Source organism: Mycobacterium sp. pW045, assembly GCF_041287085.1.
Classification (GTDB): Bacteria; Actinomycetota; Actinomycetes; order Mycobacteriales; family Mycobacteriaceae; genus Mycobacterium; species Mycobacterium algericum_A.
This window is the reverse complement of sequence record NZ_JBGGKU010000018.1, coordinates 1-24,190: the sequence shown is the minus strand read 5'-3', so window position 1 is coordinate 24,190 and position 24,190 is coordinate 1. Positions and strand designations below refer to the sequence as shown.

Here is a 24,190-nt window from a genome sequence, read left to right as displayed (position 1 = left end):
CTCAACGAGAGAACTGCCGCACCAACGATTTCCGATCCAGTTTTCCGATCCCGCGGCGAGGCAATGCGGCGACGATGTGCAGCTCACGCGGTGCCGCGGTGGCGTCCAGAGACCCCGCGATGTGAGCGCGCAGCGCCGCCAGCGTCGGCGGCTCGGCGCCGGCCACCACCACCGCGGCCACCACGCGCTGGCCCAACCGATCGTCGGGGACCCCGAACACCGCACAGTCGGCCACCGCGGGATGGGTCGACAGCACGGCTTCGACCGGTCCGGGCAACACGGTCAGCCCGCCGGTGCTGATCGCATCATCGGCGCGCCCGAGCACACTCAGACGTCCCGAAGAATCCAGCGCCCCAATGTCATTGGTGTGGAACCAGCCCGGCTCGGCGAACGGGTCCGGGTCGACGGGATTGCGATAGCCGCGGGCCAGTGTCGGCCCGCCAAGCGCGATCCGGCCGTCGTCGCCGATACGCACCCGCACGCCGGACAGCGGCACGCCGTCATAGACGCAGCCGCCGGCAGTCTCGCTCATGCCGTAGGTGCGCACCACCCGCACGCCCGCGGCCGCCGCGGCATCCAGAATCGGTTGCGGCGCCGGCCCGCCGCCCAGCAGCACCGCATCGAGTTCTGCCAGCGCGGCCGTCGACGCGGGAGCCTCCAGCGCCTTGGCGAGTTGAGTCGCCACCAGCGAGGTGTAACGCCGCCCGGACCCGAGTTCGGCAACCGCGGCCGGCAACTGCTCGACGTCGAAACCCGTTGCCACGTCGATCTGCACCGGCGTGGTACCGGCCAGCAGGCTGCGCACCACGACCTGGATTCCGGCGATGTGGTGCGGCGGTAACGCCAGCAGCCAGCGGCCCGGACCACCCAACCGGTTCTCGGTGGCTGTCGCGCTGGCCCGCAGCGCCGCGCCGGACAACAGTGCTCCTTTGGGTGCCCCGGTGGTCCCCGACGTCGTCACCACCAGTGCGACATCGTCGTCGACGGGCTCACCGACCCGCAAGGCCGCCAGAATCGAGGGGTCGCCGTCGGCGGCGACCGGTGTCAGCGCGGCGCTGTGGCCGTCGAGAACGTCCTGCAGGGCGGGCAGCAGCGTCGACACCGCGTCATCGGCTGGGACGACCAGCGCACGCAGGACGGCTATGGCGTGCCTCCGCCGCTGGCGGCGTCATCGAGCAGCCAGCCCTTGGCGGCCAACCGCTCCCGCACCCGCTCCACATCTTCTTGGGCGGGCAGTTCGTTGGTGAGTCGGGCGATCAGCACCCCGATGTCGATGTGGTCGAATTCGCCCCGCCCGATCAGCTCGCCGGCGACGGCCTTGACCTCGTCGTTGGTCAGCCGCCGTGACAGCAGTGCCAGCAGCGGGATGTAGTCGGTCTGCGGGACACCGTCGGGATATCCGGCGCGCAGCCAGGCGACGATCGAGGTGAGAAATTTGTTCATCTCGCGTCACCCTTCCCGCGTCGCCGATCGAACATGTCCGCGACCGATATTACGGGTACCAAGCCAGGGAAGGCGGCGCGCGAGCCGGGCTACTGGGGCTTGGCTCCCAGCAGGTACCAACCGAAGTGATGACCCAGAAAGTCGCGGGCGACGAACAGCACCCCGACGACCGCCACGACCAACACCAGGAGGAAGATCGCCCAGCTGACCGCGATCAGCAGCGGCCGCCGGACGCCGACCTCGCCGGCGCCACCGTGGGCGGCGACATTGATTCGCGTGGCGACTGCGAACAGCGCGGGCAGCGCGGCGCCGACCAGCAGCCCGAAGACCAGAATCTTCAGGGTGGCGGCGTAGTTGAACCACTCGCTCATGAGCGGATGGTTTCGCGCGTGCTGGCGTCGCCGGCCGGGACGATGGTCAGCTGCGGCGCCTGGGGCCCGGTCTCGAATGCCGACCGCAGGGCCTGCTCGACCAGCGGGGCGTCCGCGGGAAGTGGCACGTGGCTGGGCGCGGACAGGCCGCCAGTCAGGCTGCCCTCCCATTCGGCGTTGACGTTGTGGTGGTCGATGCGTGCCCGGCGCGACCGCAGCCAGATCGCCAGCACCACGGTGATCAGCAGCGTCACGCCGACGCCGATCCCGAGGTAGCCGCCGATGCCGTGCACGATGCCGTAGGCGCCTGCGCCGACACCGCCGGCCATCGGCAGCGTCACCAGCCACGCCGACACCATTCGTCCGGCGACACTCCAACGCACCTGGGCGCCCGGCTTACCTACACCGCTGCCCAGCACCGACCCGGTGGCGACCTGAGTGGTCGACAGCGAGTACCCGAAGTGGCTGGACAACAAGATGACGGAGGCGGCGGCCGACTCGGCGGCCATGCCCTGCGGCGGCTTGATCTCGACCAGGCCCTTGCCCAGCGTGCGGATGATGCGCCAGCCTCCGGTGTAGGTGCCGGCCGCCATCGCGAGCGCACAGCTGACGATCACCCACAGCGGCGGCAGCGTCGCCGACGTGCTGACCGCGCCGTAGGACATCAGGGCCAGGAAGATCACGCCCATGGTCTTCTGGGCGTCGTTGGTGCCGTGCGCCAACGACACCAACGCGGCCGAGCCGATCTGGCCGCGCTGAAACACCTTCTCGGACTTGCGCTCGTCGACGCCGCGGGTGATGCGGTACACCAGCCAGGTGCCGACGGAGGCGATCACGGTGGCGATCACGGTGGCCACCACGGCCGGAATCAGCACCTTGGACACCACGCCGCTCCAGATCACCCCGTGCGCGCCTACGGCGGCGATCATCGCACCCACGATGCCGCCGATCAGGGCGTGCGAGGAGCTGGACGGAATGCCCAGCAGCCAGGTCAGCAGGTTCCACACGATGCCGCCGACCAGGCCGGCGAAAACCAGTTCCAGGGTCACCAGATGGGCGTCCACCAGTCCCTTGGCAATGGTCGCCGCCACCGCGGTCGACAGGAAGGCGCCGATCAGGTTCAGGCAGGCCGACATGGTGACGGCGGCCTTGGGCTTGAGCGCCCCGCTGGCGATCGACGTCGCCATGGCGTTGCCGGTGTCATGAAATCCGTTGGTGAAGTCGAAGCCGAGCGCCGTGATCACCACGATGATCAAAAGGAACAGATCAAGGCTCACCAGAGCATCACAGCGTCAATTCTGGCGGCCGCTTGGGTCGTTGTCGAACGTTCACGCTGGCGAAATGCGGGTGTACGCCGAGACGTTTCGAAGTGTTTGCCTGCCGTTAACCTTCGGATTCGGCGCGGTTGTCCTGGCGGGTGTCGCGGCGCAGCGGGTGATTGGCGGGCACCTCCACGAAAATCAGCGTGACGCCGTCGGGGTCGGTGACATGCATCTCATGCAGCCCCCACGGCTCCCGGCGTGCTTCGCGGGCGATCGGCACGCCCCGGCCCTCCAGTTCGGCCTGGGTGGCCGCGACGTCGCGCACCTGCAGCCACAGCGCGCCGGGAAACGACGCCCCCGGACGTTCCGGGCCGCCGTGACCGGCCAGCTCGATCAGTGACTGCCCGGCGTAGAACACCATCCCGGCGCCGTAATCACGCGCGATCGCCAAGCCGATCTCGTCGCGGTAGAACCGCAGCGAACGCTGGTAGTCGGCCGGTCGCAGCAGCACCCGGCTGGCTAGGACCTCCATGAGCTCTCCATGGCCTCGTGTCTATCACGTTCCGCGCTGCATCACCGTGGTCACCAGGCCCGGCGCCATCACGTCCAGTGCCCGGGCGGTCACCGCGATCCGCGGGGCGATCCGGACCGGCCGGCTGCGCGCCGCGGTGATCATCCACTCGGCGGCTTCGTGCGCGGTCAACGCCGGGCGGTTCCGGAAGGCCTTGGTCGGCGCGATCATCGGGGTGGCCACCAGCGGGTAGTACAGCGTGGTGGAATGCACGCCCTTTTGTGCCCATTCGGTTTCGATGACGCGGCTGACCGCCGACAGCGCGGTTTTGGAGGCGTTGTACACCGCGAACAACGGTGAGGCTTCGGTCATCACGCCCCAGGTGGCGACGTTGATGATGTGCCCGTCGCCGCGCTCGAACATGCCGGGGGCGATCGCGCGGATCAGCCGCAGCGGCGAGTAGTAGTTCAGCGTCATGGTCCGCTCGACGTCGTGCCAGCGGTCCAGGGATTCGGCCAGCGGCCGCCGGATGGAGCGGCCGGCGTTGTTGACCAGGATGTCCACCCCGCCCAGCCGCTGCTGTACGTCGGCGGCCAGCGCGTCCACGGCGTCCATGTCGGACAGGTCGCACGCGATGGCGGTCGCATCGCCGCCGGCGGCGGTGATCCGCCCCGCGACCTCGTCGAGCAGATCCTTGCGTCGGGCCACCGCCACTACGGTGGCGCCGGCGTCGGCGAACAGTTCGGCGGCGGCCTCACCGATGCCCGACGACGCGCCGGTGAGCAGCACCCGCTTGCCGCTCAGGTCGACCGGTTTGGCCAGTGGCCGATATGCCAGCAGTTGCGGTGCGACGGGCGGGCGCATCGCGGCCAGGGTGACCGCCTCGGTCAGGCGGCGTAGGGGGCTCTTGCTCATGGATAGCCACTCTATGCGGGGGTCAGAACGCGCCGAAACTGTCGTTACCGTGAGCGCCACTCGCACTTCTCCGCGCTAACTACAGCCTCGGCGAACCCCGCCCGCCCAGAACGAACCCCGCCCGCTCAGAAATAGCGGGGGAAGCGGCTCCAGTCGGGGTCGCGCTTCTCCAGGAATGAATCCCGGCCCTCCACGGCCTCGTCGGTCATGTAGGCCAGCCGGGTGGCCTCGCCGGCGAACAGTTGCTGACCCACCAGGCCGTCGTCGAGCAGGTTGAAGGCGAACTTCAGCATGCGCTGCGCCTGAGGGGATTTGCCGTTGATCTGACGCGCCCAGTCCACGCCGACGCTCTCCAGCTCGGCGTGGTCGACGACCTCGTTGACCGCACCCATGTGGTGCATCTGCTCAGCGGTGTAGGCCCGGCCCAGAAAGAAGATCTCCCGGGCGAATTTCTGGCCTACCTGGCGGGCCAGATACGCGCTGCCGTAGCCGCCGTCGAAGCTGCCGACGTCGGCGTCGGTCTGCTTGAACTTCGCGTGCTCGCGGCTGGCCAGCGTCAGGTCGCACACCACATGCAGGCTGTGCCCGCCGCCGGCGGCCCAGCCGTTGACCAGGGCGATCACCGGCTTGGGCATGAACCGGATCAGCCGCTGCACCTCCAGAATGTGCAGTCGCCCGGCGCGGGCGGCGTCGACGGTGTCCGCGGTCTCCCCGCTGGCGTACTGGTAGCCGCTGCGGCCGCGGATGCGCTGATCGCCACCGGAGCAGAACGCCCAGCCGCCGTCTTTGGCCGACGGCCCGTTGCCGGTCAGCAGCACCACCCCGACGTCCGGGGACATCCGGGCGTGATCGAGTACCTGATACAGCTCGTCGACGGTGTGGGGGCGAAACGCGTTGCGCACCTCTGGGCGATCGAACGCCACCCGCACCGTGGCGTCGGTGACGTGGCGGTGGTAGGTGATGTCGGTCAGGCCGTCGAAGCCGTCGACCGTTCGCCAGATGCTCTTGTCAAAGGGGTTGCTGCTCACGCCTGCGACGCTACCGGGGCGCTCCGCATCAGCCGCTACCCGATGGCCCGCTCGGCGCCTTCCCAGAACTGGGCGCGGACGGCCTTCTTGTCCGGCTTGCCCAACGCGGTCACCGGCAGGGCGTCGACCACGATCACCCGCTTGGGCGATTGCACCGAGCCCTTGCGCTGCTTGACCGCGTCCTGGATCTCGGCGGTCATCGCCGCGATCGCCTCATCGTCGCGGGGCGCCTCGGGACGCAACACCACCACCGCGGTCACCGCCTCGCCCCACTTGTCGTCCGGGGTGCCGATCACACACACCTGCGCCACCGCGGCGTGCTCGGCCACCACGTCCTCGACTTCGCGGGGGAACACGTTGAAGCCGCCGGTGACGATCATGTCCTTGACCCGGTCGACGATGAACCAGAAGCCGTCCTCGTCCTCGCGGGCCATGTCGCCGGTGTGCATCCAGCCGTCGCGGAACGTCTCCGCGGTCGCCTCCGGCAGGTTCCAGTACCCGCCGGACAGCAGCGGCCCGCCGACGCAGATCTCGCCGACCTCGCCCTGGGGCACCGGTTGGCCGTCCGCGCCCAGCAGGGCGGTGCGCGCGAACAGCGTCGGGCGCCCGCAGGAGGTGAGCCGCTTCTCGTCGTGGTCACCCTTGGCCAGGTAGGTGATCACCATCGGCGCCTCGGACTGGCCGTAGTACTGGGCGAAGATCGGCCCGAACCGCTCGATCGCCTCGGCCAGCCGCACCGGGTTGATCGCCGACGCGCCGTAGTACACCGTCTCCAGCGACGACAGATCCCGGGTGCGTGAATCCGGGTGGTCCATCAGCGCATACAGCATCGACGGCACCAGCATCGTCGCGGTGATCCGCTGTTCCTCAATGGTTTTCAGGATCTCGGCGGGATCGAACTTCGCCGCCACCACCATCTGGCCGCCCTTGATCAGCGTCGGGGCGAAAAACGCCGCCCCGGCATGCGACAGCGGGGTGCACATCAGAAACTTCGGATTGGCGGGCCACTCCCACTCGGCCAGCTGAATCTGGGTCATGGTGGTGATCGACTCCACGGTGCCGATCACGCCCTTGGGCTTCCCGGTCGTCCCACCGGTGTAGGTCAGCCCGCCGATGTGGTCGGGGGCCAGATCGGCGGCCACCAGTGGGCGCACCGGGTACTTCGCCGCCTCGGCGGACAGATCGCTCGCCACGTCGGCCAGTTCGGCGGGGACCGGTCCGATGGTCAAGATCTGGCGCAGCGACTCGACCTTGTCCAGCAGGCCCAGCGCGCGCTGCACGAACGCCGGATTCGGGTCGATGATCAGCGTGGAGATCCCGGCGTCGGCCAGCACGTAGGCGTGGTCGTCCAGCGAACCCAGCGGATGCAGCGCGGTACGCCGGTAGCCCATGGTCTGCCCGGCGCCGATGATCATCAGCACCTCGGGGCGGTTCAGCGACAGCAGCCCGACCGCGGTGCCGGTGCCGGCGCCCAGCGCCTCGAAGGCCTGGATGTACTGGCTGATCTTGTCGGCGAGTTCCCCGCCGGTCAGCGTGGTGTCGCCGAGGAACAGCACCGGGGTGTCGCGGTGGCGTTTCAGCGCGCCGGCCAGCAGGTGGCCCATGTGAACGGGATTGCGCAACGGTGGGTGGTCGTCCATCTGGCCAGACTAGAACGTGTTGTAATTCCGCCCGGCCGCGCCCACCGTAACCACGTCGATCATCGCCTCGAAGGCGGTGGCCATGCGGAGCGGACCGACGGTTGTCGTGCCGGGTCCCGGTGAGAGGGTTCCGCGCCAGTCCGCATGATCTGAGAACCTACCTCTATGCCCCCGCAAATCGAGGACATCCTCGACCGGTTGCACGTGGTGGCGCTGCCGATGCGCGTCAAATTCCGCGGCATCACCGTTCGCGAACTGGCGCTGATCGACGGCCCGGCGGGCTGGGGGGAGTTCGGGGCGTTTCCCGAGTACCAACCGCCCGAAGCCGCGCACTGGCTGGCCGCTGCCATCGAGGGCGCCTACCAGCAGCCGCCGCCGGCCCGCCGCGACCGCATCCCGATCAACGCCACCGTGCCCGCCGTGGCCGCCGAGCAGGTGCCCGAGGTGTTGGCACGGTTTCCCGGCGCCCACACCGCCAAGGTGAAGGTCGCCGAACCCGGCCAGTCGCTGGCCGACGACGTCGCCCGCGTGGCGGCGGTCCGTGCGCTGGTCCCCACCGTGCGGGTCGACGCCAACGGCGGCTGGAGCGTGGCGCAAGCCGTGCAGGCGGCAACGGCGCTGGGCCCCCTGGAGTACCTGGAACAACCCTGCGCCACCGTCGCCGAACTCGCCGAATTGCGCCGCCGCATCGACATCCCGATCGCGGCCGACGAGAGCATCCGCAAAGCTGATGACCCATTGGCCGTCGCCAAAGCCGGCGCCGCCGATATCGCGGTACTCAAAGTCGCTCCGCTGGGCGGGATTTCGGCGCTGCTGGCGATCGCCGACCAGATCGGCATCCCGGTGGTGATCTCCAGCGCGATCGACTCCGCGGTCGGCATCGCGGCCGGTCTGCATGCGGCGGCGGCACTGCCGGAGCTGCCGCACGCCTGCGGGCTGGGCACCGGGTCGCTGTTCGTCGAAGACATCGCCGAGACGCCGCCACAAACTGACGGCTACTTGCCGGTGCGGCCCGTCACCCCGGACCCGGCCCGGCTGCACGCCCTGGCCGCCTCACCGCAGCGGCGGCAGTGGTGGATCGAGCGGATCAAGGCCTGCTACGCGCATTTAGGGTAGGCGCTTACTCTTGGCAGGCCGACGCTGGCGGAGCACAGTGCGCCAATGGCCGGATTCGGTGTGGGTGTCCAAGATCCCGTCATGGCCGCGCGCCCGGTCGTCGACACCCTCACCAGGGTCAACTACCTGAGTGCGGTGGCCGGCCGAGCCGACTCGCTCTGGGCGCCCGACCACCTCAACGCGCTGTTCCCGCGGGCGCTGTGGCAGCCCAATTACGTCGGCCTGACCAAGATCATGCCGTCGGTGGACGCCTACCTGGAGCCGTGGACCATGCTCGGGCACATCGCCGCCCGCAACCGCGTGGCCCGGCTGCGGCTGGGCACCTCGGTGACCGACACCGCCCGGCGCAATCCGGCGGTCACCGCCCAGGCCGCGGCGACCCTGCACCTGCTCACCCGGGGCCGGGCCATCCTCGGTATCGGCACCGGCGAGCGGGAGGGCAACGAACCCTACGGGGTGGAGTGGTCCAAGCCGGTCGCCCGGTTCGAAGAGGCCATCGCGACCATCCGGGCATTGTGGGATTCCGGTGGGGCACTGGTCAACCGGGACTCACCGTATTTTCCGTTGCGCAACGCGCTGTTCGACCTGCCGCCCTACCGCGGCACGTGGCCGCCGATCTGGATCGCCGCGCACGGGCAGCGCATGCTGCGCGCGGTGGGCCGCTACGGCGACGGCTTCTTGCCGGCCTCGCCGCACCAGCCACACCAGTACGCGGAGCGGCTGGACGCCGTTCGTGCCGCGGCCTCGGATGCCGGACGCGATCCGCTGTCCATCGTCCCGGCGCTGTGGATCGGGGTGGTGACCGGCCGCAGCGCAGCCGAGGTGGACGAGGCGCTGGACTCGGAGATGATCAAGGCGTGGGTGCTGAACGCCAACGACGAGTTCTTCGCTCACCACGGCGCGCAGCACCCGCTGGGGGTTGGCTTCGCCGGAGGGCAAGACCTGCTACCGCATGGCTGGGACGAGCAGACCGCACTCTCGCACATCAAAGGCATTACCCCGGAAATGGTTCGGGGCACGGCGTTGGTCGGTACTCCCGGCGAGATCATCGACCAGGTTGCGGTGTGGCGAGACTGCGGGGTGCGCTACATCGTGTTGGCGAATTTGAGTGCCCTGCAACGCAGCCTGCGCAGCGGCCTGACCGCCGCGGTCCCGTTCCACCGGATCGTCCGTGGCATCAAAAAGCTCTGAGGGCTCACACGCTGGGTAGCCGTGCGTCAATGCCGTTGGCGATCGTGACGGCCTCGTCGCCGACGTAGAGCTTGCACGCCAGCACATCGATCGCGATGTTGTTGGAGACTCGCAGCGCCCGTTGGCATGACCAGCCCGCGCTGTCGTCCTGGTGTTGGGTCATCCACACCGTGGAGTCGATGTCGACGACGGTGTCGAACGTCCACGGCGTCTCGGCGTCGTCGCCCTTGCTGGTCGTGAAGGACCGCTCGCCGCAGGGTGACCACCGCCGGGCGGTCGCGTCGAAGAAGCTCTGCGCGTCGTCGCGGCTCACGAACATCGTCACCGCCTGGATCACGAAGTGGTCCAGCGAGGATTCGGAGAGGGTCTGGATGAACGTCGCGGTCCACTCACTGGCGGCGTAGACCGACTGCTCGACGGGCATCCACGCCGCCAGGCAGGAGCGGTCGGGGAACTGCCGGACGGAGTCGAACATCCGTGACCGGGAGTCTTTGACCCGCATGTCGGCGGAGCCCATGATGTCGCTGACGGTGGAGGCCTCCAGCAGCAGATCCGGCAGCGCCGACGCCGCCACCGGCCGGGGCCCGTCGTGGTCGGCAGGCACCGCGAGGCCGACGGTGACCCTCGAACAACCGGTCAGCAAGGCGCAGGCCAGCACCAGCCCTGATGCCATCCCCGCGGTCCCGCTCCGCATCACCGTCCCCAGCTGCGCAGTTGCTCCTGACACCTTAAGGTGTCGGCGGGTCGCGTACCTTCACACCGTGACCAACCTTGCTTACGACGACCGTAATCAGGATGGCGATCCGGTGCTGTTCATCGCCGGGCGTGGCGGCGCGGGACGCGGCTGGCACCTGCACCAGGTGCGCGACTTCCAACTCGCCCGCTACCGCCCGATCACCTTCGACAACCGCGGCATCGGCGCCACCGAGAACGCCTCGGGGTTCACCACCGCGACCATGGTGGCCGACACCGCGCAGCTGATCGAAACCCTCGACGTCGGCCCGGTGCGCATCGTCGCGGTGTCGATGGGCTCGTTCATCGCCCAGGAACTGATGCTGGCCCGCCCCGAACTGGTGAAATCCGCCGTGTTGATGGCCACCCGGGGCCGCCACGACCGCACCCGGGACTTCTTCTATCAAGCCGACGTGAAGCTCGCCGAGTCCGGGATCGACCTGCCCGCCGAATACGAAGCGAAAGTGCGGATGTTGGAAAGCTTTTCGCCGAAGACCCTCAGCGACGACGCCGCGATCAGGGACTGGATCGCGATGTTCACCATGTGGCCGGTCAAAAACACCCCGGGCCTGCGCTGCCAGCTGGACGTGGCGCCGCTGACCAACCGCCTTCCGGCCTACGCCAGCATCACCCAACCGGTGCTGGTGATCGGGTTCGGCGATGACGTCGTCACCCCGGCTCACCTGAGTCGCGAGGTCGCCGACGCCATTCCGGGCGCCCGCTACCTGGAGATTCCCGACGCCGGGCACCTGGGGTTCATCGAGCGACCCGACGAGGTCAACAAGGCGGCGCTGGAGTTCCTGACCGAGGTCGACGGCCGGCCCTTCCGCTGGACGCCCGCGCCCCCGACACACGACTAACCTCATAACAATGACCAACCCCTCGACGGCACAGGCCCGCATCGTCGTCGACGAGCTGATCCGCGGCGGTGTCCGCGACGTGGTGCTGTGCCCGGGGTCGCGCAACGCACCGCTGGCGTTCGCGCTGCACGACGCCGACCGGGCCGGCCGACTGCGGTTGCACGTCCGTATCGACGAGCGCACCGCCGGCTACCTGGCGATCGGGTTGGCGGTGGGCGGGGGCGCACCGGTGTGCGTGGCGATGACCTCGGGCACCGCGGTGGCCAATCTGGGGCCCGCGGTGGTGGAGGCCAACTACGCGCGGGTGCCGCTGATCGTGCTGTCCGCCAACCGGCCTTATGAGCTGCTGGGCACCGGCGCCAACCAGACCATGGAGCAGCTCGGCTACTTCGGCACCCAGGTACGCGCCACCATCAGCCTGGGGCTGGCCGAGGACGCGCCGGAGCGCATCGATGCCCTCAACGCCACCTGGCGCTCGGCGGTGTGCCGGGTGTTGGCTGCCGCCAACGGATCTCGCACCGCCAACGCGGGACCGGTGCAGTTCGACATTCCGCTGCGTGAGCCGCTGGTGCCCGAGGCTGACGATGGTGGGTCGGTGCTGCCCGGCCGCCGGGACGGCAGGCCGTGGACCTATACCCCGCCGGTCGCCTTCGACCAGCCGTTGGACATCGACTTGGCCCCCGACACCGTGGTGATCGCCGGACATGGCGCCGGGGCGCACCCGAACCTGGCGGCGCTGCCCACCGTCGCCGAACCGACAGCCCCGACGCCGCGAAATCCACTGCACCCGCTGGCGTTGCCGTTGCTGCGGCCGCAGCAGGTCATCATGGCCGGCCGGCCCACCTTGCACCGGCCGGTGTCGGCGTTGCTGGCCGATCCGAGCGTGCCGGTGTTCGCGCTGACCACCGGGCCGCGCTGGCCGGACGTGTCGGGAAACTCCCAGGCCACCGGCACCCGGGCCGTCACCACCGGGCAACCGGATGCGGCCTGGCTGCGCCGCTGCGCGGAGCTGAACGCCGGCGCCAACGCCGCAGTACGAGACCAGTTGGCCGCCCACCCGCTCACCACGGGCCTGCATGTGGCCGCCGCCGTCGTCGACGCGCTGCGGCCCGGTGATCAGCTGGTGCTGGGCGCCTCCAACCCGGTGCGCGACGCCGCGCTGGTGGGCTTCGCCGGCGACGGCGTGGCGGTGCGGTCCAACCGCGGGGTCGCCGGTATCGACGGCACGGTGTCCACCGCGATCGGCGCGGCGCTGGCCTTCGAACGCGGGTCCGATCCCGGCCGCACCATCGCCCTGATCGGGGATCTGACGTTCGTGCACGACAGCTCCGGGCTGCTGATCGGGCCCACCGAGCCGACGCCGCGGCAGCTGACCATCGTGGTCTCCAACGACAACGGCGGCGGCATCTTCGAGCTGCTGGAACAGGGCGATCCCCGGTTCGCCGACGTGTCGTCGCGGATCTTCGGCACCCCGCACGACGTCGACGTCGGCGCGCTGTGCCGCGCCTATCACGTCGACTCCCGCCAGATCGAGGTCGGGGAGCTGGCCGCCGCACTGGCCGAACCCGCCGGCGGGATGCGGGTGCTCGAGGTCAAAGCCGACCGCTCCTCGCTGCGGGCGCTGCACGCCGCGATCAAGGCCGCGCTGTGAGATCGCCTCGCCTCACTTCGTTGAAATCGTTGCTGCGCAGACTGATTCACGGTGAGGGCACCGTGGCGCGCAATAGCCTGGCCGGACGCCTCCTGCGCTGGTCGCGGATGGCGGTGCTGATCATGATGATCGTGGTCACCATGCAGTCGTTGCTGTTGGTGGCGGGGGCCTGGCGCAACGACATCGCCATCGAGCGTGACATGGGCGTGGCCGAGGCCGAGGTGCTCAACGCGGGTTTCCGCCGCTCCACCATCGAGTTCGTCACCCCGGAGCGAATCACCTACCGCCCCGAGCTCGGCGTGCTCTACCCGTCCGAATTGGCCACCGGGATGCGCATTTATGTCGAATACGACAAGAGCGACCCCGACCTGGTGCGGGTGCAGCACCGCACCGCGGTCCTGGCGATCATCCCCGCCGGCTCGATCGTGGTGATCGCCTTGCTGGTCGGCGCCGTGGCGCTGGCGGGGCTGGCCGTCATCGAACGGCGGTTGGGACGGTCGGCCCGCACACTCAACGCCGCCGACGCACCATGAACGCCCACCACTGACGCGCCCCGGGAGGGTGTCGGCGCGTTGAGTGTGCACCCAGGGCGTTGATTGTGCGGGTCGCGCTAACGCTGTTCCACCAGACGGTCCAGCCAGCCGGCCTCATCGGTGTCGACGACCGTTCTGGTGCCAAGGTCGTAAACCGTGGGGGTGCCGGGACTCTCCGGGTTGGCCGCCAGCAGTTGCACCCGGTTGAAGGCGTTCATCGAGGTGGGGTCGACCGCGAACTCCCCGGCCGCGATCCGGTCCACCACGTGGGCGGGCAGGCCGCTGTCCCGCGCGGTGGTCGCGATCTCCTCGAGGTTCGGGGCGCCGCCCTTGCGGTACAGCTCGTTGACGAACGTCTGGTAGGTCGGCGCCGAGGTGGCCGGATCGGCGGCCGCCATCAGCGCGTTGCCGACCCGCGCGGAGGTGTCATTGCCGCGGCGGGCGTCCAGAAACGTCATCCACCGGTACGTCACCGCGACATCCCCGGCCGCCAGGTGCCGGCTCAGCTCACCGCCGGAGTCCGCCACGAATTTCGCGCACTCGGAGCACTGCGGATCGCAGAAGATCTCCAGCTGCACCGGGGCGTCGGCGGCTCCGGCGAGCACGCCGAAGTGGTCGGGTGCCCGCGTCGTGCCGGGCGGTTCGGCCATCGCCGGAACCGCCAACGCCACGCCGAACGTCACCAGTGCCACCAATGTGCCCAGCCAAGACCGCATTCCACGAACCCTATCGGAGGCGAGTAGCGTCGACCCGGTGAGCCGCGCCCACCTGGACAAAGATCCCCATGCCGTGGCATCGATGTTCGACGGTGTCGCGCGCCGCTACGACCTGACCAACACGGTGATGTCGCTGGGCCGCGACCGCGCCTGGCGTCGGGCCACCCGCAAAGCGCTCGCGTTGCAGCCGGGGGAGCAGGTACTGGACCTGGCCGCCGGCACCGCGGTGTCGACCGTCGAACTCGCGAAATCCGGTGCGTGGTGTGTGGCCGCGGACTTCTCGGTCGGCATGCTGGCCGCCGGCCACAAGCGTGACGTACCCAAGGTGGCCGGGGATGCCACCAGACTGCCGTTCGGCGACGCGGTGTTCGACGCGGTCACCATCAGCTTCGGGCTGCGCAACGTCGTCGACCACGTGGCGGGCCTGCGCGAGATGGCGCGGGTGACCAAAGCCGGTGGGCGACTGGTGGTCTGCGAGTTCTCCACCCCGACCGTGCCGGTGTTCGCCACCGCCTACAAGGAGTACCTGATGCGGGCGTTGCCGGCGGTGGCCCGCGCGGTGTCGTCCAACCCGGAGGCCTACGTCTATCTGGCCGAGTCGATCCGCGCCTGGCCGGACCAGGCCGCGCTGGCCGAGCGGATCGGGCAGGCGGGCTGGTCGGAGGTCAACTGGCGCAACCTCACCGGCGGCATCGTCGCGCTGCACTCGGCGATCAAGCCCGGTTAATTAATTTCGCCGAGCAGACGTGAAGGCCCCCAAAATGCGCTCGATTTGGGGGCCTACGCTGGGGGCACGTCCCGCGTGCGGGGGACTGCTCGCGCGTCAGGCCACCGGGTCGAACCGGAAGACCGCGCAGCGGCCGGCGAGTGCTTCGACCTCCTCGGGGGTGCCGTGCGGCGCCAGGCCGGTGCGCTTCATGAATCCCACGCCGACCGGCACCTCGGAGTGAAACGCCCGCAGCACCGGGCGCGCCTCGTCGGCGGACAGTTCGACGATCTGCACCGGTCGCGTCTTGCGTCCGCGGGTCAACGTGCCCACCCGCGCGGCGCGGGCATTGCTCGCCCAGTCCGCACCGGGAAACGCCACGCCGTGCACGCTGCCGTTGACCGTGAACGGTGTCATCGGCGTGCTGCGCGGCCGGCCGGAGTTGCGGCCCGGCACCGTCAGCACGGTGACCGGGCCGGCGGTGATGCCGCGCTTTTGCATCGCCACCATGACCCTGTTCATCGGCTTGAGCCAGCCGGGCAGCTTCCCCTCGGACATGGCATTCAGCCCAGGTGCGCCGAGAGCAGCCAGCCCGCCGCCGACTTGCGCCCATTGCCCTCGTCGCGCAGCGGAACGCCGCCGAAGCCGGGGAAGTCGTCGGGGAACACCGCGTGCAGCCGGGCCGGTTTGATCTCGTCGATCACCCAGTACTTCGACACGATGTCGCGCAGTTCGTCGTCGGTCACCGCGAACGGCGGGCCCTCCGGGACCGCGGCCTTGTCGAAGACCAGCACGAAGTACGACGCCCCCGGCGCGGCGGCGCGCACGATGGAACGCTGGTAGCCGTCGCGTGCCTCCACCGGGATGGAGTGGAACAGCGTGCTGTCGACGATGGTGCCGAACCGGCCGTCGTAGCCGGTGAAGTTGCTGATGTCGGCGACCTCGAAGGTGGCGTTGGTCAGGCCGCGTTTGGCGGCCTCGGCGCGCGCCAGGTCGATGGCGGTCGGCGACAGGTCGATGCCGACGGTGGTGTGGCCCCGCTCGGCCATGTGCAGCGAGATGGCGGCCTCGCCGCAGCCGACGTCGAGGATGTCGCCGTGGAACTTGCCCTGCTCGATCAGGGTGGCCAGCTCGGGCTGAGGCTCCCCGATGCTCCACGGTGGTTTGGCGCCCAAGCCCATCTGCTCGGACTCGCCGCGGTAGGCGGCGTCGAACTGGAAATCCAGTGGTTCTTCGCTCATCACCCCGGTATATCAAGGTGTCTGATATATGTCAATGGTCCTGACATTGCGGCGAGCAGACACGTAGGCCCCCTAAATGGCGTGGTTTTAGGGGCCTTTGCGTCTGCTCGCGGGGGAAAACGGGCTAGGAGAACGGCCGGCGGCGGTCGATCAGCCGGGACAGCCGCCCCCCGCCGCGCCAGGCGCGCGCCACGAAATCCGCGTCCTCATCGGTGACCAGGTTGGCCATCACCCGCACCGCCACCCGCATCAGCATCGTCGAGCGCATCGCCACCGGGCCGGTGGCCGGCAGGAACCGCGGGAACGTCAGCAGCAGCGCCAGCCGCCGGGCCACCGAGAACCCGCGGGCGTAGCGGGCGGCCAGCAACTCCGGCCAGGCATGGGTCAGATCCGGGCAGTCGAGCATCTCGGCCGCCAGCTGCCCGGTCTCCATCCCGTAGTCGATGCCCTCGCCGTTGAGCGGGTTGACGCACGCGGCGGCGTCACCGATCAGCATCCAGTTCGGCCCGGCGATCCCGGAGACCGCACCGCCCATCGGCAACAGTGCGCTGGCCGGCGCGCGCACCGGCCCCTCGAACCCCCACTCGTCGCGGCGCAGGTCGGCGTAGTAGGACATCAGCGGCCGCAACGCCACGTCGGCGGGCCGCTTGACGGTGGCCAGCGCGCCGACGCCGATGTTCACCTCGCCGTTGCCCAGCGGGAAGATCCACCCGTAGCCCGGCAGCACTGCGCCGTCGGGGGAGCGCAGCTCCAGGTGCGAGGTCAGCCAGGGTTCGTCGGCGCGCGGCGAAGCCAGGTATCCGCGCGCAGCCACGCCGTAGACCGTCTCCTGATGCCATTGCCGGCCCAGCACCCGGCCCAGTGTGGAGCGGGCCCCGTCGGCGACGATCAGCTGCCGGCAGCGCACCTCGGTGCCGTCGGCCAGCACCACCGAACGCACCCGCCCCGACGAATCGTGGTGGGCGCCGACGGCCTTGGCGCCCAACAGCATCCGCGCACCCGATTCCTCGGCCACCTTGCGGATGCGGTCGTCGAGCTCGGTGCGCGGCGCGGCGCTGCCGGTCGACGGGAACGACGGCCCGGGCCAGTCCACCTGCACGTCGCCGCCGAACCCCGACATCCGCAGGCCGCGGTGCCGGATGTGGCTGTCGAGCCAGTCGCCCAGGCCCAACAACTCGAGCTGCTCGACGGCCCTGGGGGTCAGCCCGTCGCCGCAGGGCTTGTCGCGGGGGAAGGCGGCCCGGTCGACCACCAGCACGTCCCGGCCAGCCCGCGCCGCCCAGGCGGCGGCCGCCGACCCCGACGGACCGGCACCCACGACCACCACATCAGCCTGCGAATTCACGCTCACAAGTATGTTGGAGCCGTGAGGACACCGGCGAGTGTGGTGGCGGGGCTGGATTTCAGCGGGTTGGGCGACCCGGCGTTCGCGGGCAGTGTGCGCGACGGGGTGGCGCGCATCGAAGAGCTGATGGACACCGAGTTGCGTGGCGGCGACGCGCTGATGACCGAGGCCGTCACCCATCTGTTCGACGCCGGCGGCAAGCGCTTCCGGCCGTTGTTCACGGTGCTGTCGGCCCAGCTGGGCCCCGAACCCGACGCCTGGCAGGTGACCGTGGCCGGCGCGGTGATCGAGCTGGTGCACCTGGCCACGCTGTATCACGACGACGTGATGGACGAGGCGCAGATCCGCCGCGGGGCGCCGAGCGCCAACGCGCGGTGGGGCAACAACATCGCGATCCTGGCCGGTGACTATCTGTTCGCGACGGCCTCCCGGCTGGTGTCGCGGCTCGGGCCGGAGGCGGTGCGCATCATCGCCGAGACCTTCGCCCAACTGGTGACCGGCCAGATGCGCGAGACCCGCGGCGCCGACGAGGGCGTGGACGCCATCGAGCACTACCTCAAGGTGGTCTACGAGAAGACGGCCTGCCTGATCTCGGCGTCCGGACGGTTCGGCGCGACGTTCTCCGGCGCCGACGACGAACAGATCGAACGGCTGGCCCGCCTCGGCGGCATCGTCGGCACCGCGTTCCAGATCTCCGACGACATCATCGACATCGATTCCGACCCCGACGAGTCCGGCAAGCTTCCCGGCACCGACCTGCGCGAAGGCGTGCACACCTTGCCGGTGCTCTACGCGCTGGCCGACACCGGCCCGGACGCCCAGCGGCTGCGCACCTTGCTGGCCGAGCCGGTCACCGACGACGCGGTGCTGGCCGAGGCGCTGGGGTTGCTGCGGGCCTCGGCGGCCATGGCCAGGGCCAAGGAGACGGTGGCCGACTACGCCGCGCAGGCCCGCGCGGAGCTGGCCTCGCTGCCCGACGGCGTCGGCCGTGCGGCATTGGCCGGCCTGGTCGACTACACCGTCAACCGGCACGGCTGATCGCAATGCCGGAACCCGGGCGGTGTCCGCGGCGTTTAATGACCAAGACCGCGGATCTCCGAGGAGGAAGTCGATGACCTGGCACCCGCATCGCAACACGGCGAAGACGTTCTTGCTGCTGCTCGTCATGTCGGGGCTGATCGTCTTGGTGGGCCGGGCGTTCGGGCCGCAGATGATGTGGCTGGCGGTGCTGTTCGCCGTGGGCATGAACGTCTACACCTATTTCAACAGCGACAAGCTCGCGTTGCGGGCGATGCACGCCCAGCCGGTCACCGAGGTCCAGGCGCCGCAGATGTACCGGATCGTGCGCGAGCTGGCCACCGCCGCCCACCAGCCGATGCCGCGGCTGTACGTCAGCGACACCAATGCCCCCAACGCGTTCGCCACCGGCCGCAACCCGCGCCACGCCGCGGTGTGTTGCACCAGCGGAATCCTGCGGCTGCTCAACGAGCGCGAGCTGCGCGCGGTGCTGGGCCACGAGCTGTCGCACGTCTACAACCGCGACATCCTGATCTCGTGTGTGGCCGGTGCGCTGGCCTCGGTGATCACCGGGTTGGCCAACATGGCGATGTTCATGGGCAACCGCCGCGACGGCAACCCGCTGGCGATGCTGCTGGTCGCGCTGGTGGGGCCGCTGGCGGCGTCGATCGTGCGGTTGGCGGTGTCGCGGTCGCGCGAGTATCAGGCCGATCAGTCCGGTGCCGTGTTGACCGGTGACCCGCTGGCGCTGGCGTCGGCGCTGCGCAAGATCTCCGATGGGGTGCAGGCCGCGCCGCTGCCGCCCGAACCGCAGCTGGCCAGCCAGTCGCACCTGATGATCGCCAACCCGTTCCGGGTCGGGGAGAAGGTCGGCCAGCTGTTCTCGACCCACCCGCCGATGGCCGACCGGATTCGCCGGCTCGAGGAGATGGTCCGGGGCTAAGGCGCTTCCGCGTGCTGCGGCACCTGGTTTGCCGGTGTGTTTGAGTCGGCCGCCGAGTTTGTCGTGATGTCGCGGGGGGCGTATACCGTGCCGCCGGTGGCGCAATGCTGTCGCCGCCAGTCCTCGAGAGCCTGCTCGGCCGCGTGGTCGAGGTAGGTGGTCGAGACGTCGAGGGTGACGTGCGTGCCGGCCGGGATCGCCGCCAGTACCCCCGTCAGCCGGGGCAGCGCCAGGAAGGTGCACGCGCCCGAGACACTCACCAACCACTCGTCGCCGATGTGCTCGGCGACGATCTTCACCCGGATCACCCGCCAGCCGGTCAGCACCATCGCCAGGGCCAGCCCGATCAGCACCCCGTGCAGCAGGTTGAGGAACACCACGCCCAGCACCGTCACCAGGTACACCGCGAGATCGCCGCTGCGCCAAGCGGCTTCGATATGAACCGTTTTGATCAGCTGAAACCCGACGGTGATCAACAGGCCGGCCAGCGCCGCACTGGGGATCTGCTGAACCAGCCCCGCGAACGGCAGGGCGAACAACAGGATCCACACGCCGTGCAGGAACGCCGACGCCCGGGACTTCGCGCCCGAATTGACGTTGGTGGCGCTGCGGACGATCACCCCGGTGATCGGCAGGCCGCCCAGCATGCCGGAGGTGACGTTGGCGGCGCCCTGACCGATCAGTTCGCGGTTGAAGTCGGTGCGCGCCCCGGTGTGCATCCGGTCCACCGACACCGCCGAGAGCAGGCTCTCCACGCTGGCGATCAACGCCACGATGACCACGCCGACGAAGGCGCCAGTCCAGTTGCCGTGCGGCAGCCCGGGCAGTTGCACGGCGTCCAGCAGTGACCCGTCCAGGCTGATGCGACGCACGTCGAGGGAGAACACCACGGTCAGCACCGTCGCCCCGACGATCGCGACCAGCGGCCCGGGGATCCGGCCCAGCGCGCCGGGCACCGACCGCCAGGCGAGCATGGTGATGATGACCAGGATGCCCAGCACCGGCTCGGTGCCGTGCGCCTCGATCAGCCCGTCGGGCAGGCCGGCCAGGTTCTCCCACGCCGAACTCGCCGACTGACCGCCCAGCAGCACGTGAAGTTGTTGCAGGGTGATCGTGATGCCGATGCCGGCCAGCATGGCGTGCACCACCACCGGTGAGATCGCCAGCGCGGCCCGCGCCACCCGGCTCAGCCCCAGCACCAGCTGCAGCACACCCGCGCCGACGGTGATCGCGCACGTCACCTTCCAGCCGAAGCGGCTCACCAGATCGGCGACGACGACGGTCAACCCGGCCGCCGGCCCGCTCACCTGCAGTGGTGACCCGCCCAGCGCGCCGACGACGATGCCGCCGACGATGGCGGCGATCAGTCCGGCGAGCACCGGGGCGCCGGAGGCGATGGCGATGCCCAGCGACAGCGGCAGCGCGACCAGGAACACCACCAGAGATGCCGGCAGGTCGTAGCGCAGGATCGTGCGTGGTCGGCCTGGTCGTCGGTCGACGTCGGTGCCGGCTTTACGCGCGGTCAGCATCGTGGTTGGTTCCCCTGCCCTCATCGGTGTTGCCGAGATGCGGGAAAACTATTGATCTTGTATTTCCGGATCAGGAATATGACGTGTCGGGCAAGTAAACATCGGCTACACAGTCGGCGTGAATCCCACAGCGATCACACAGTCAGAACCCGGTTCCCTCCACCTCGTGGCCGGGGGTTTCGGCGATCAGCCCGCGGTAGGCCTGCTCGACGGTGGAGCCGTGGTTGATCACGCCGTCGACCTCGCGCGCGATCGGCATATTCAGCCCGTACTGCGAGGCGAACTCCATGATCACGCTGGCCGCGCGTACCCCCTCGGCGACCTGGTTCATCGACGCGATGATCTCGTCGATCGGTTTGCCGGCGCCCAGCTGTTCGCCGACGAAGCGGTTGCGGCTGCGCTGGCTGGTGCAGGTGACGATCAGATCGCCCATGCCGGCCAGACCGGAGAACGTGTCGCGGGCCCCGCCCATCGCCTCGCCGAGCTTGGACATCTCCCGCACCGAACGTGACATCACCATGGCCCGGGTGTTCTCGCCGATCCCCAGCGAGTAGCCCATCCCGACCGCGATGGCATAGACGTTCTTGAGCGCTCCAGCCATCTCGACACCGGTCACGTCGTCGCTGGTGTAGACCCGGAACCGTTTGGTGCGGAACAGCAACGCCAGCTCCGCGGCCAGGTACGGGTCGGGCATGGCAAGCACGGCCGCGGCGGCGTAGCCCTCGGCGACCTCGCGGGCGATGTTCGGCCCGGCCAGGATGCCGGCGGGATGCCCGGGCAACACCTCGGCGACGATCTGCGACATCCGCATGTTGGTGCCCTGCTCCAGGCCCTTGACCAGCGACACCACCGGCACCCAGGGCCGCAGCTCGCTGGCGAGTTCGGTGAGCACGCCCCGGAAGCCATGCGAGGGCACCGCCATCACGATGACGTCGGCGCTGTGGGCGGCTTCGGCGAAATCGGTAGTGGCGCGCAAGGTCTCGCTGAGCACCACCTCGTTGCCCAGGTAGCGGCTGTTGCGCCGGCTGGTGTTGATGTCGTCGGCGGTCGATTCGGATCGCACCCATTGCAGTGTCGGTGCGCGCCGCGAGCAGATGGAGGCCACCGTGGTGCCGAACGATCCGCCGCCGAGCACGACGACCTTGGGGGTGCGGGTAGCTGCTGCCATGCGGCGAAGTTACCCCGGCTTACCCCGCCAGTGGTTCGCTTTCGCGGGCCCGACCGAACACCATCGACTCGTCGATCCGGTCGAGGCGGTAGTCCACGACGTCGGCGAAGTAGTTCTGCCGGACGTTCCACGGCCGTTTGGTGCCGGATTTGGGCAGCGCGTGCAGGGAGCGCAGCACGTAGCCGGCCTGAATGTCCCAGGCGGGCTTCTCGGTGAGCGGCTCATCGCCCAGATGCGGGTAGGCGTGGGTGTAGCCGCGGGAGTTCATGTAGTCGATCAGCTTGGCGGTGGCCCGCGCGGTCATGTCGGCGCGCAGCGTCCAGGAGGCGTTGGTGTAGCCGACGCACCAGAACAGGTTCGGCACGTCGTCGAGCATGTGCGCCTTGTAGACGAACCGGTCGGCCGGCTTGATCTCGGTGCCGTCCAGGCTGATCCGGACACCGCCCAGTGCCTGCAGTTGCAGACCGGTGGCGGTGATGATGACGTCGGCGTCGAGGTGCTGGCCGGATTGCAGCGCGATACCGGAGGCGTCGAAGTGGTCGACCCGGTCGGTGACCATCTCCAGTCGCCCGGCGCTGATCTCGCTGTAGAGGTCGGCGTCCAGGATCAGGCAGAGTCGCTGATCCCACGGCTGGTACGGCGGCTTGAAGTGGACGTCGACGGGGTAACCGGGCGGCAGGTTCTTGACGGCCTGGCGGCGCAGTATCCATTTCAGGATCGGCGGCGTCTTGCGGGCCAGGAACCAGACCCAGCCCTCGAACAGTGCCATGGTCGTCCGGATGATCGGGTGGGCCACCTTGCGGGGCAACAGCTTTACCACCAAGTCGACGAACTTGCTGTACTTCGACGCCGAGATCAGATACGTCGGCGTTCGCTGCAGCAAGGTGACCTTCCCGGCCTGCTGTGTCAGTGCCGGCACCAGTGACATTGCGGTGGCGCCGCTGCCGATCACCACCACCTTCTTGCCGGTGTAGTCCAGGTCCTCGGGCCAGTGCTGCGGGTGCACCACTGTGCCGGTGAAGGTCTCGACGCCAGGGAACTCCGGCGTGTAGCCGTCGTCGTAGTTGTAGTAGCCGGACCCGAAGAACACGAACCGGCTGCGGTAGCACCGGGTGGTGCCGCCCTCGTCGACGGTGACCGTCCAGGTGTCGGTCGACGAATCCCAGTCCGCGGCGGTCACGAGGCTGTTGAACCGGATGTGGGAGTCGATGCCGTGCTTGCGTGCGGCGTCGGTCAGGTATTCGCGGATCTCGTGGCCTTCGGCCACCCGTTCGCGGCCCGTCCACGGCTCATACGGCAGGCACAGCGTGAAGATGCTGCTGTCCGAGCGCACCCCGGGATAGCGGAACAGGTCCCAGGTGCCGCCGATGCGTTCGCGGCGCTCCAGGATGACGTAGCTGGTGCCGGGATTTCGCTCGGTGATGCGGTAGGCCGCGCCGATACCCGAGATCCCGGCTCCGACGATGACGACGTCGACGACATCCTGTGTGTTCACGGTCACCAGCCTAGGCACTTGGCGGGCCGGTGGGCAGGGCCTTTCTACCTGTAGTTGACAAACTGCAGTGCAATGTCCAAATCGGCGCCCTTGAGCAGCGAGATGACGGCCTGCAGGTCGTCGCGTTTCTTGGACGACACCCGGATCTCGTCGCCCTGGATCTGGGTCTTGACGCCCTTGGGGCCCTCGTCGCGGACCAGCTTGTTGATCTTCTTGGCCTGCTCGGCGTTGATGCCCTGCTTGAGGCCGCCACTGACCTTGTAGGTCTTGCCCGAGGGCTGCGGGTCGCCGGCGTCGAATGCCTTCATCGAGATGTCGCGCCGGATCAGCTTCTCCTTGAACACCTCGACGGCGGCCTTGACCCGCTCCTCGGTGGAGCTGACCAACTCGATGGTCTCCTCACCCTTCCAGGCGATGGTGGTGTCGGTGCCGCGGAAGTCGAACCGCGTGGCCAGCTCCTTGGCGGCCTGGTTCAACGCGTTGTCGACCTCCTGCCGGTCGACCTTGCTGACGATGTCGAACGATGAGTCCGCCACGAACCTGTCCTCTCTTTGGTGCTGTGCTGCCCGTTTGTGTCCCGGGTCCATCCTCGTTGTAGTCTGCTAGGCGCGATACGGCAGGTTGCCCGAGCGGCCAATGGGAGCGGACTGTAAATCCGTCGGCGCAAGCCTACGCAGGTTCGAATCCTGCACCTGCCACCACTGTGATGTCTCAGGACATCGGAATAGTCCGAACCCTCGTTTAGGGTTCGGATTTTTTCTTTGGGCGGCCGCGGGT

General features: G+C 69.2%; 25 protein-coding genes and 1 tRNA gene. 9 read left to right on the top strand and 17 right to left on the bottom strand.

What is annotated here, in order from left to right; translation table 11 throughout:
- Position 1: 1 nt before the first annotated feature.
- The 8 genes from menE to fadD8 form a co-directional block, all read right to left on the bottom strand.
- Positions 2-1,102: an o-succinylbenzoate--CoA ligase gene (gene menE / locus ACAG20_RS20775; RefSeq protein WP_370493964.1), complete on the bottom strand. Its 1,101-nt coding sequence runs from the start codon at positions 1,100-1,102 to the stop codon at positions 2-4.
- A gap of 38 nt (positions 1,103-1,140) precedes the next feature.
- On the bottom strand, positions 1,141-1,443 hold the full coding sequence (locus ACAG20_RS20770; RefSeq protein ID WP_112684521.1) for a DUF3349 domain-containing protein: 303 nt from the start codon (positions 1,441-1,443) through the stop codon (positions 1,141-1,143).
- Positions 1,444-1,532: 89 nt separating this feature from the next.
- The gene (locus ACAG20_RS20765; protein WP_112684522.1) at positions 1,533-1,814 is read right to left on the bottom strand and encodes a hypothetical protein; all 282 of its coding nucleotides are present in this window, start codon (positions 1,812-1,814) and stop codon (positions 1,533-1,535) included.
- Positions 1,811-3,091, bottom strand: coding sequence for an inorganic phosphate transporter (locus ACAG20_RS20760; RefSeq protein WP_112684523.1), 1,281 nt, complete (start codon positions 3,089-3,091; stop codon positions 1,811-1,813). The genes ACAG20_RS20765 and ACAG20_RS20760 overlap by 4 nt, the downstream gene beginning before the upstream one ends.
- 106 nt (positions 3,092-3,197) lie before the next feature.
- A complete protein-coding gene (locus ACAG20_RS20755) occupies positions 3,198-3,608 on the bottom strand; it encodes a VOC family protein (RefSeq protein ID WP_112684524.1) in 411 nt (136 codons plus the stop codon).
- A 24-nt stretch (positions 3,609-3,632) separates the two neighbouring features.
- Positions 3,633-4,502: an SDR family oxidoreductase gene (locus ACAG20_RS20750; RefSeq protein WP_370493963.1), complete on the bottom strand. Its 870-nt coding sequence runs from the start codon at positions 4,500-4,502 to the stop codon at positions 3,633-3,635.
- A 125-nt stretch (positions 4,503-4,627) separates the two neighbouring features.
- Positions 4,628-5,530 carry a 1,4-dihydroxy-2-naphthoyl-CoA synthase gene (locus ACAG20_RS20745; protein ID WP_370493962.1) on the bottom strand — a complete coding sequence of 301 codons (903 nt, stop codon included), beginning with the start codon at positions 5,528-5,530 and terminating at the stop codon, positions 4,628-4,630.
- A 35-nt stretch (positions 5,531-5,565) separates the two neighbouring features.
- The gene (gene fadD8 / locus ACAG20_RS20740) at positions 5,566-7,170 is read right to left on the bottom strand and encodes a fatty-acid--CoA ligase FadD8 (RefSeq protein ID WP_370493961.1); all 1,605 of its coding nucleotides are present in this window, start codon (positions 7,168-7,170) and stop codon (positions 5,566-5,568) included.
- 165 nt (positions 7,171-7,335) lie between these two features.
- On the opposite strand from fadD8, the gene ACAG20_RS20735 reads away from it, so the two are divergent.
- Both ACAG20_RS20735 and ACAG20_RS20730 read left to right on the top strand, forming a co-directional pair.
- Entirely contained in the window at positions 7,336-8,286 is a 951-nt protein-coding gene (locus ACAG20_RS20735) for an o-succinylbenzoate synthase (RefSeq protein ID WP_370493960.1), read from the top strand.
- A gap of 45 nt (positions 8,287-8,331) precedes the next feature.
- On the top strand, positions 8,332-9,477 hold the full coding sequence (locus ACAG20_RS20730; protein ID WP_370493959.1) for an LLM class flavin-dependent oxidoreductase: 1,146 nt from the start codon (positions 8,332-8,334) through the stop codon (positions 9,475-9,477).
- Between the two features lie 4 nt (positions 9,478-9,481).
- Here ACAG20_RS20730 and ACAG20_RS20725 read toward each other — a convergent pair whose 3' ends face one another.
- A complete protein-coding gene (locus ACAG20_RS20725) occupies positions 9,482-10,150 on the bottom strand; it encodes a sensor domain-containing protein (RefSeq protein WP_370493958.1) in 669 nt (222 codons plus the stop codon).
- An 88-nt stretch (positions 10,151-10,238) separates the two neighbouring features.
- Between ACAG20_RS20725 and ACAG20_RS20720 the strand changes: the two genes are divergently transcribed.
- From ACAG20_RS20720 to ACAG20_RS20710, 3 genes are read left to right on the top strand one after another with little or no spacing between them, the layout of a single operon-like run.
- On the top strand, positions 10,239-11,069 hold the full coding sequence (locus ACAG20_RS20720) for an alpha/beta fold hydrolase (protein ID WP_112684531.1): 831 nt from the start codon (positions 10,239-10,241) through the stop codon (positions 11,067-11,069).
- A gap of 10 nt (positions 11,070-11,079) precedes the next feature.
- Complete coding sequence (gene menD, locus ACAG20_RS20715; RefSeq protein WP_370493956.1) at positions 11,080-12,720, top strand: 2-succinyl-5-enolpyruvyl-6-hydroxy-3-cyclohexene-1-carboxylic-acid synthase; 1,641 nt, start codon at positions 11,080-11,082, stop codon at positions 12,718-12,720.
- Complete coding sequence (locus ACAG20_RS20710; protein WP_370493955.1) at positions 12,717-13,253, top strand: DUF3592 domain-containing protein; 537 nt, start codon at positions 12,717-12,719, stop codon at positions 13,251-13,253. Before menD ends, ACAG20_RS20710 begins: the two co-directional genes overlap by 4 nt.
- A gap of 77 nt (positions 13,254-13,330) precedes the next feature.
- Here the strand turns inward: ACAG20_RS20710 and ACAG20_RS20705 are convergent, their stop codons facing one another.
- A complete protein-coding gene (locus ACAG20_RS20705; RefSeq protein ID WP_370493954.1) occupies positions 13,331-13,969 on the bottom strand; it encodes a DsbA family protein in 639 nt (212 codons plus the stop codon).
- 37 nt (positions 13,970-14,006) lie between these two features.
- Between ACAG20_RS20705 and ACAG20_RS20700 the strand changes: the two genes are divergently transcribed.
- Entirely contained in the window at positions 14,007-14,696 is a 690-nt protein-coding gene (locus tag ACAG20_RS20700) for a demethylmenaquinone methyltransferase (protein WP_370493953.1), read from the top strand.
- Positions 14,697-14,792: 96 nt separating this feature from the next.
- On the opposite strand, the gene ACAG20_RS20695 is transcribed toward ACAG20_RS20700, so the two are convergent.
- From ACAG20_RS20695 to menJ, 3 genes are all read right to left on the bottom strand, one after another.
- Entirely contained in the window at positions 14,793-15,233 is a 441-nt protein-coding gene (locus tag ACAG20_RS20695) for a nitroreductase/quinone reductase family protein (protein WP_370493952.1), read from the bottom strand.
- 5 nt (positions 15,234-15,238) lie between these two features.
- Positions 15,239-15,916 (bottom strand): class I SAM-dependent methyltransferase, encoded by a 678-nt coding sequence (locus ACAG20_RS20690; RefSeq protein WP_112684537.1) that lies wholly within the window; start codon positions 15,914-15,916, stop codon positions 15,239-15,241.
- A gap of 124 nt (positions 15,917-16,040) precedes the next feature.
- The gene (gene menJ / locus ACAG20_RS20685; RefSeq protein ID WP_370493951.1) at positions 16,041-17,267 is read right to left on the bottom strand and encodes a menaquinone reductase; all 1,227 of its coding nucleotides are present in this window, start codon (positions 17,265-17,267) and stop codon (positions 16,041-16,043) included.
- Positions 17,268-17,282: 15 nt separating this feature from the next.
- On the opposite strand from menJ, the gene grcC1 reads away from it, so the two are divergent.
- Together grcC1 and htpX are read left to right on the top strand one after the other, a co-directional pair.
- Complete coding sequence (grcC1, locus tag ACAG20_RS20680) at positions 17,283-18,299, top strand: nonaprenyl/(2E,6E)-farnesyl/geranylgeranyl diphosphat synthase (protein WP_370493950.1); 1,017 nt, start codon at positions 17,283-17,285, stop codon at positions 18,297-18,299.
- Positions 18,300-18,372: 73 nt separating this feature from the next.
- Positions 18,373-19,221: a zinc metalloprotease HtpX gene (gene htpX, locus ACAG20_RS20675; RefSeq protein WP_370493949.1), complete on the top strand. Its 849-nt coding sequence runs from the start codon at positions 18,373-18,375 to the stop codon at positions 19,219-19,221.
- Here the strand turns inward: htpX and ACAG20_RS20670 are convergent.
- From ACAG20_RS20670 to ACAG20_RS20655, 4 genes are all read right to left on the bottom strand, one after another.
- Positions 19,218-20,750, bottom strand: a complete 1,533-nt coding sequence (locus ACAG20_RS20670; RefSeq protein WP_370493948.1) for a SulP family inorganic anion transporter — start codon at positions 20,748-20,750, stop codon at positions 19,218-19,220. The genes htpX and ACAG20_RS20670 overlap by 4 nt on opposite strands.
- Before the next feature lie 142 nt (positions 20,751-20,892).
- Entirely contained in the window at positions 20,893-21,918 is a 1,026-nt protein-coding gene (locus ACAG20_RS20665) for an NAD(P)H-dependent glycerol-3-phosphate dehydrogenase (RefSeq protein ID WP_370493947.1), read from the bottom strand.
- Between the two features lie 19 nt (positions 21,919-21,937).
- The gene (locus tag ACAG20_RS20660; RefSeq protein ID WP_370493946.1) at positions 21,938-23,413 is read right to left on the bottom strand and encodes a flavin-containing monooxygenase; all 1,476 of its coding nucleotides are present in this window, start codon (positions 23,411-23,413) and stop codon (positions 21,938-21,940) included.
- A 44-nt stretch (positions 23,414-23,457) separates the two neighbouring features.
- Positions 23,458-23,949: a YajQ family cyclic di-GMP-binding protein gene (locus ACAG20_RS20655; protein WP_112684543.1), complete on the bottom strand. Its 492-nt coding sequence runs from the start codon at positions 23,947-23,949 to the stop codon at positions 23,458-23,460.
- 79 nt (positions 23,950-24,028) lie between these two features.
- On the opposite strand from ACAG20_RS20655, the gene ACAG20_RS20650 reads away from it, so the two are divergent.
- Positions 24,029-24,114: transfer RNA gene (locus ACAG20_RS20650), tRNA-Tyr, on the top strand.
- Positions 24,115-24,190 lie beyond the last annotated feature (76 nt).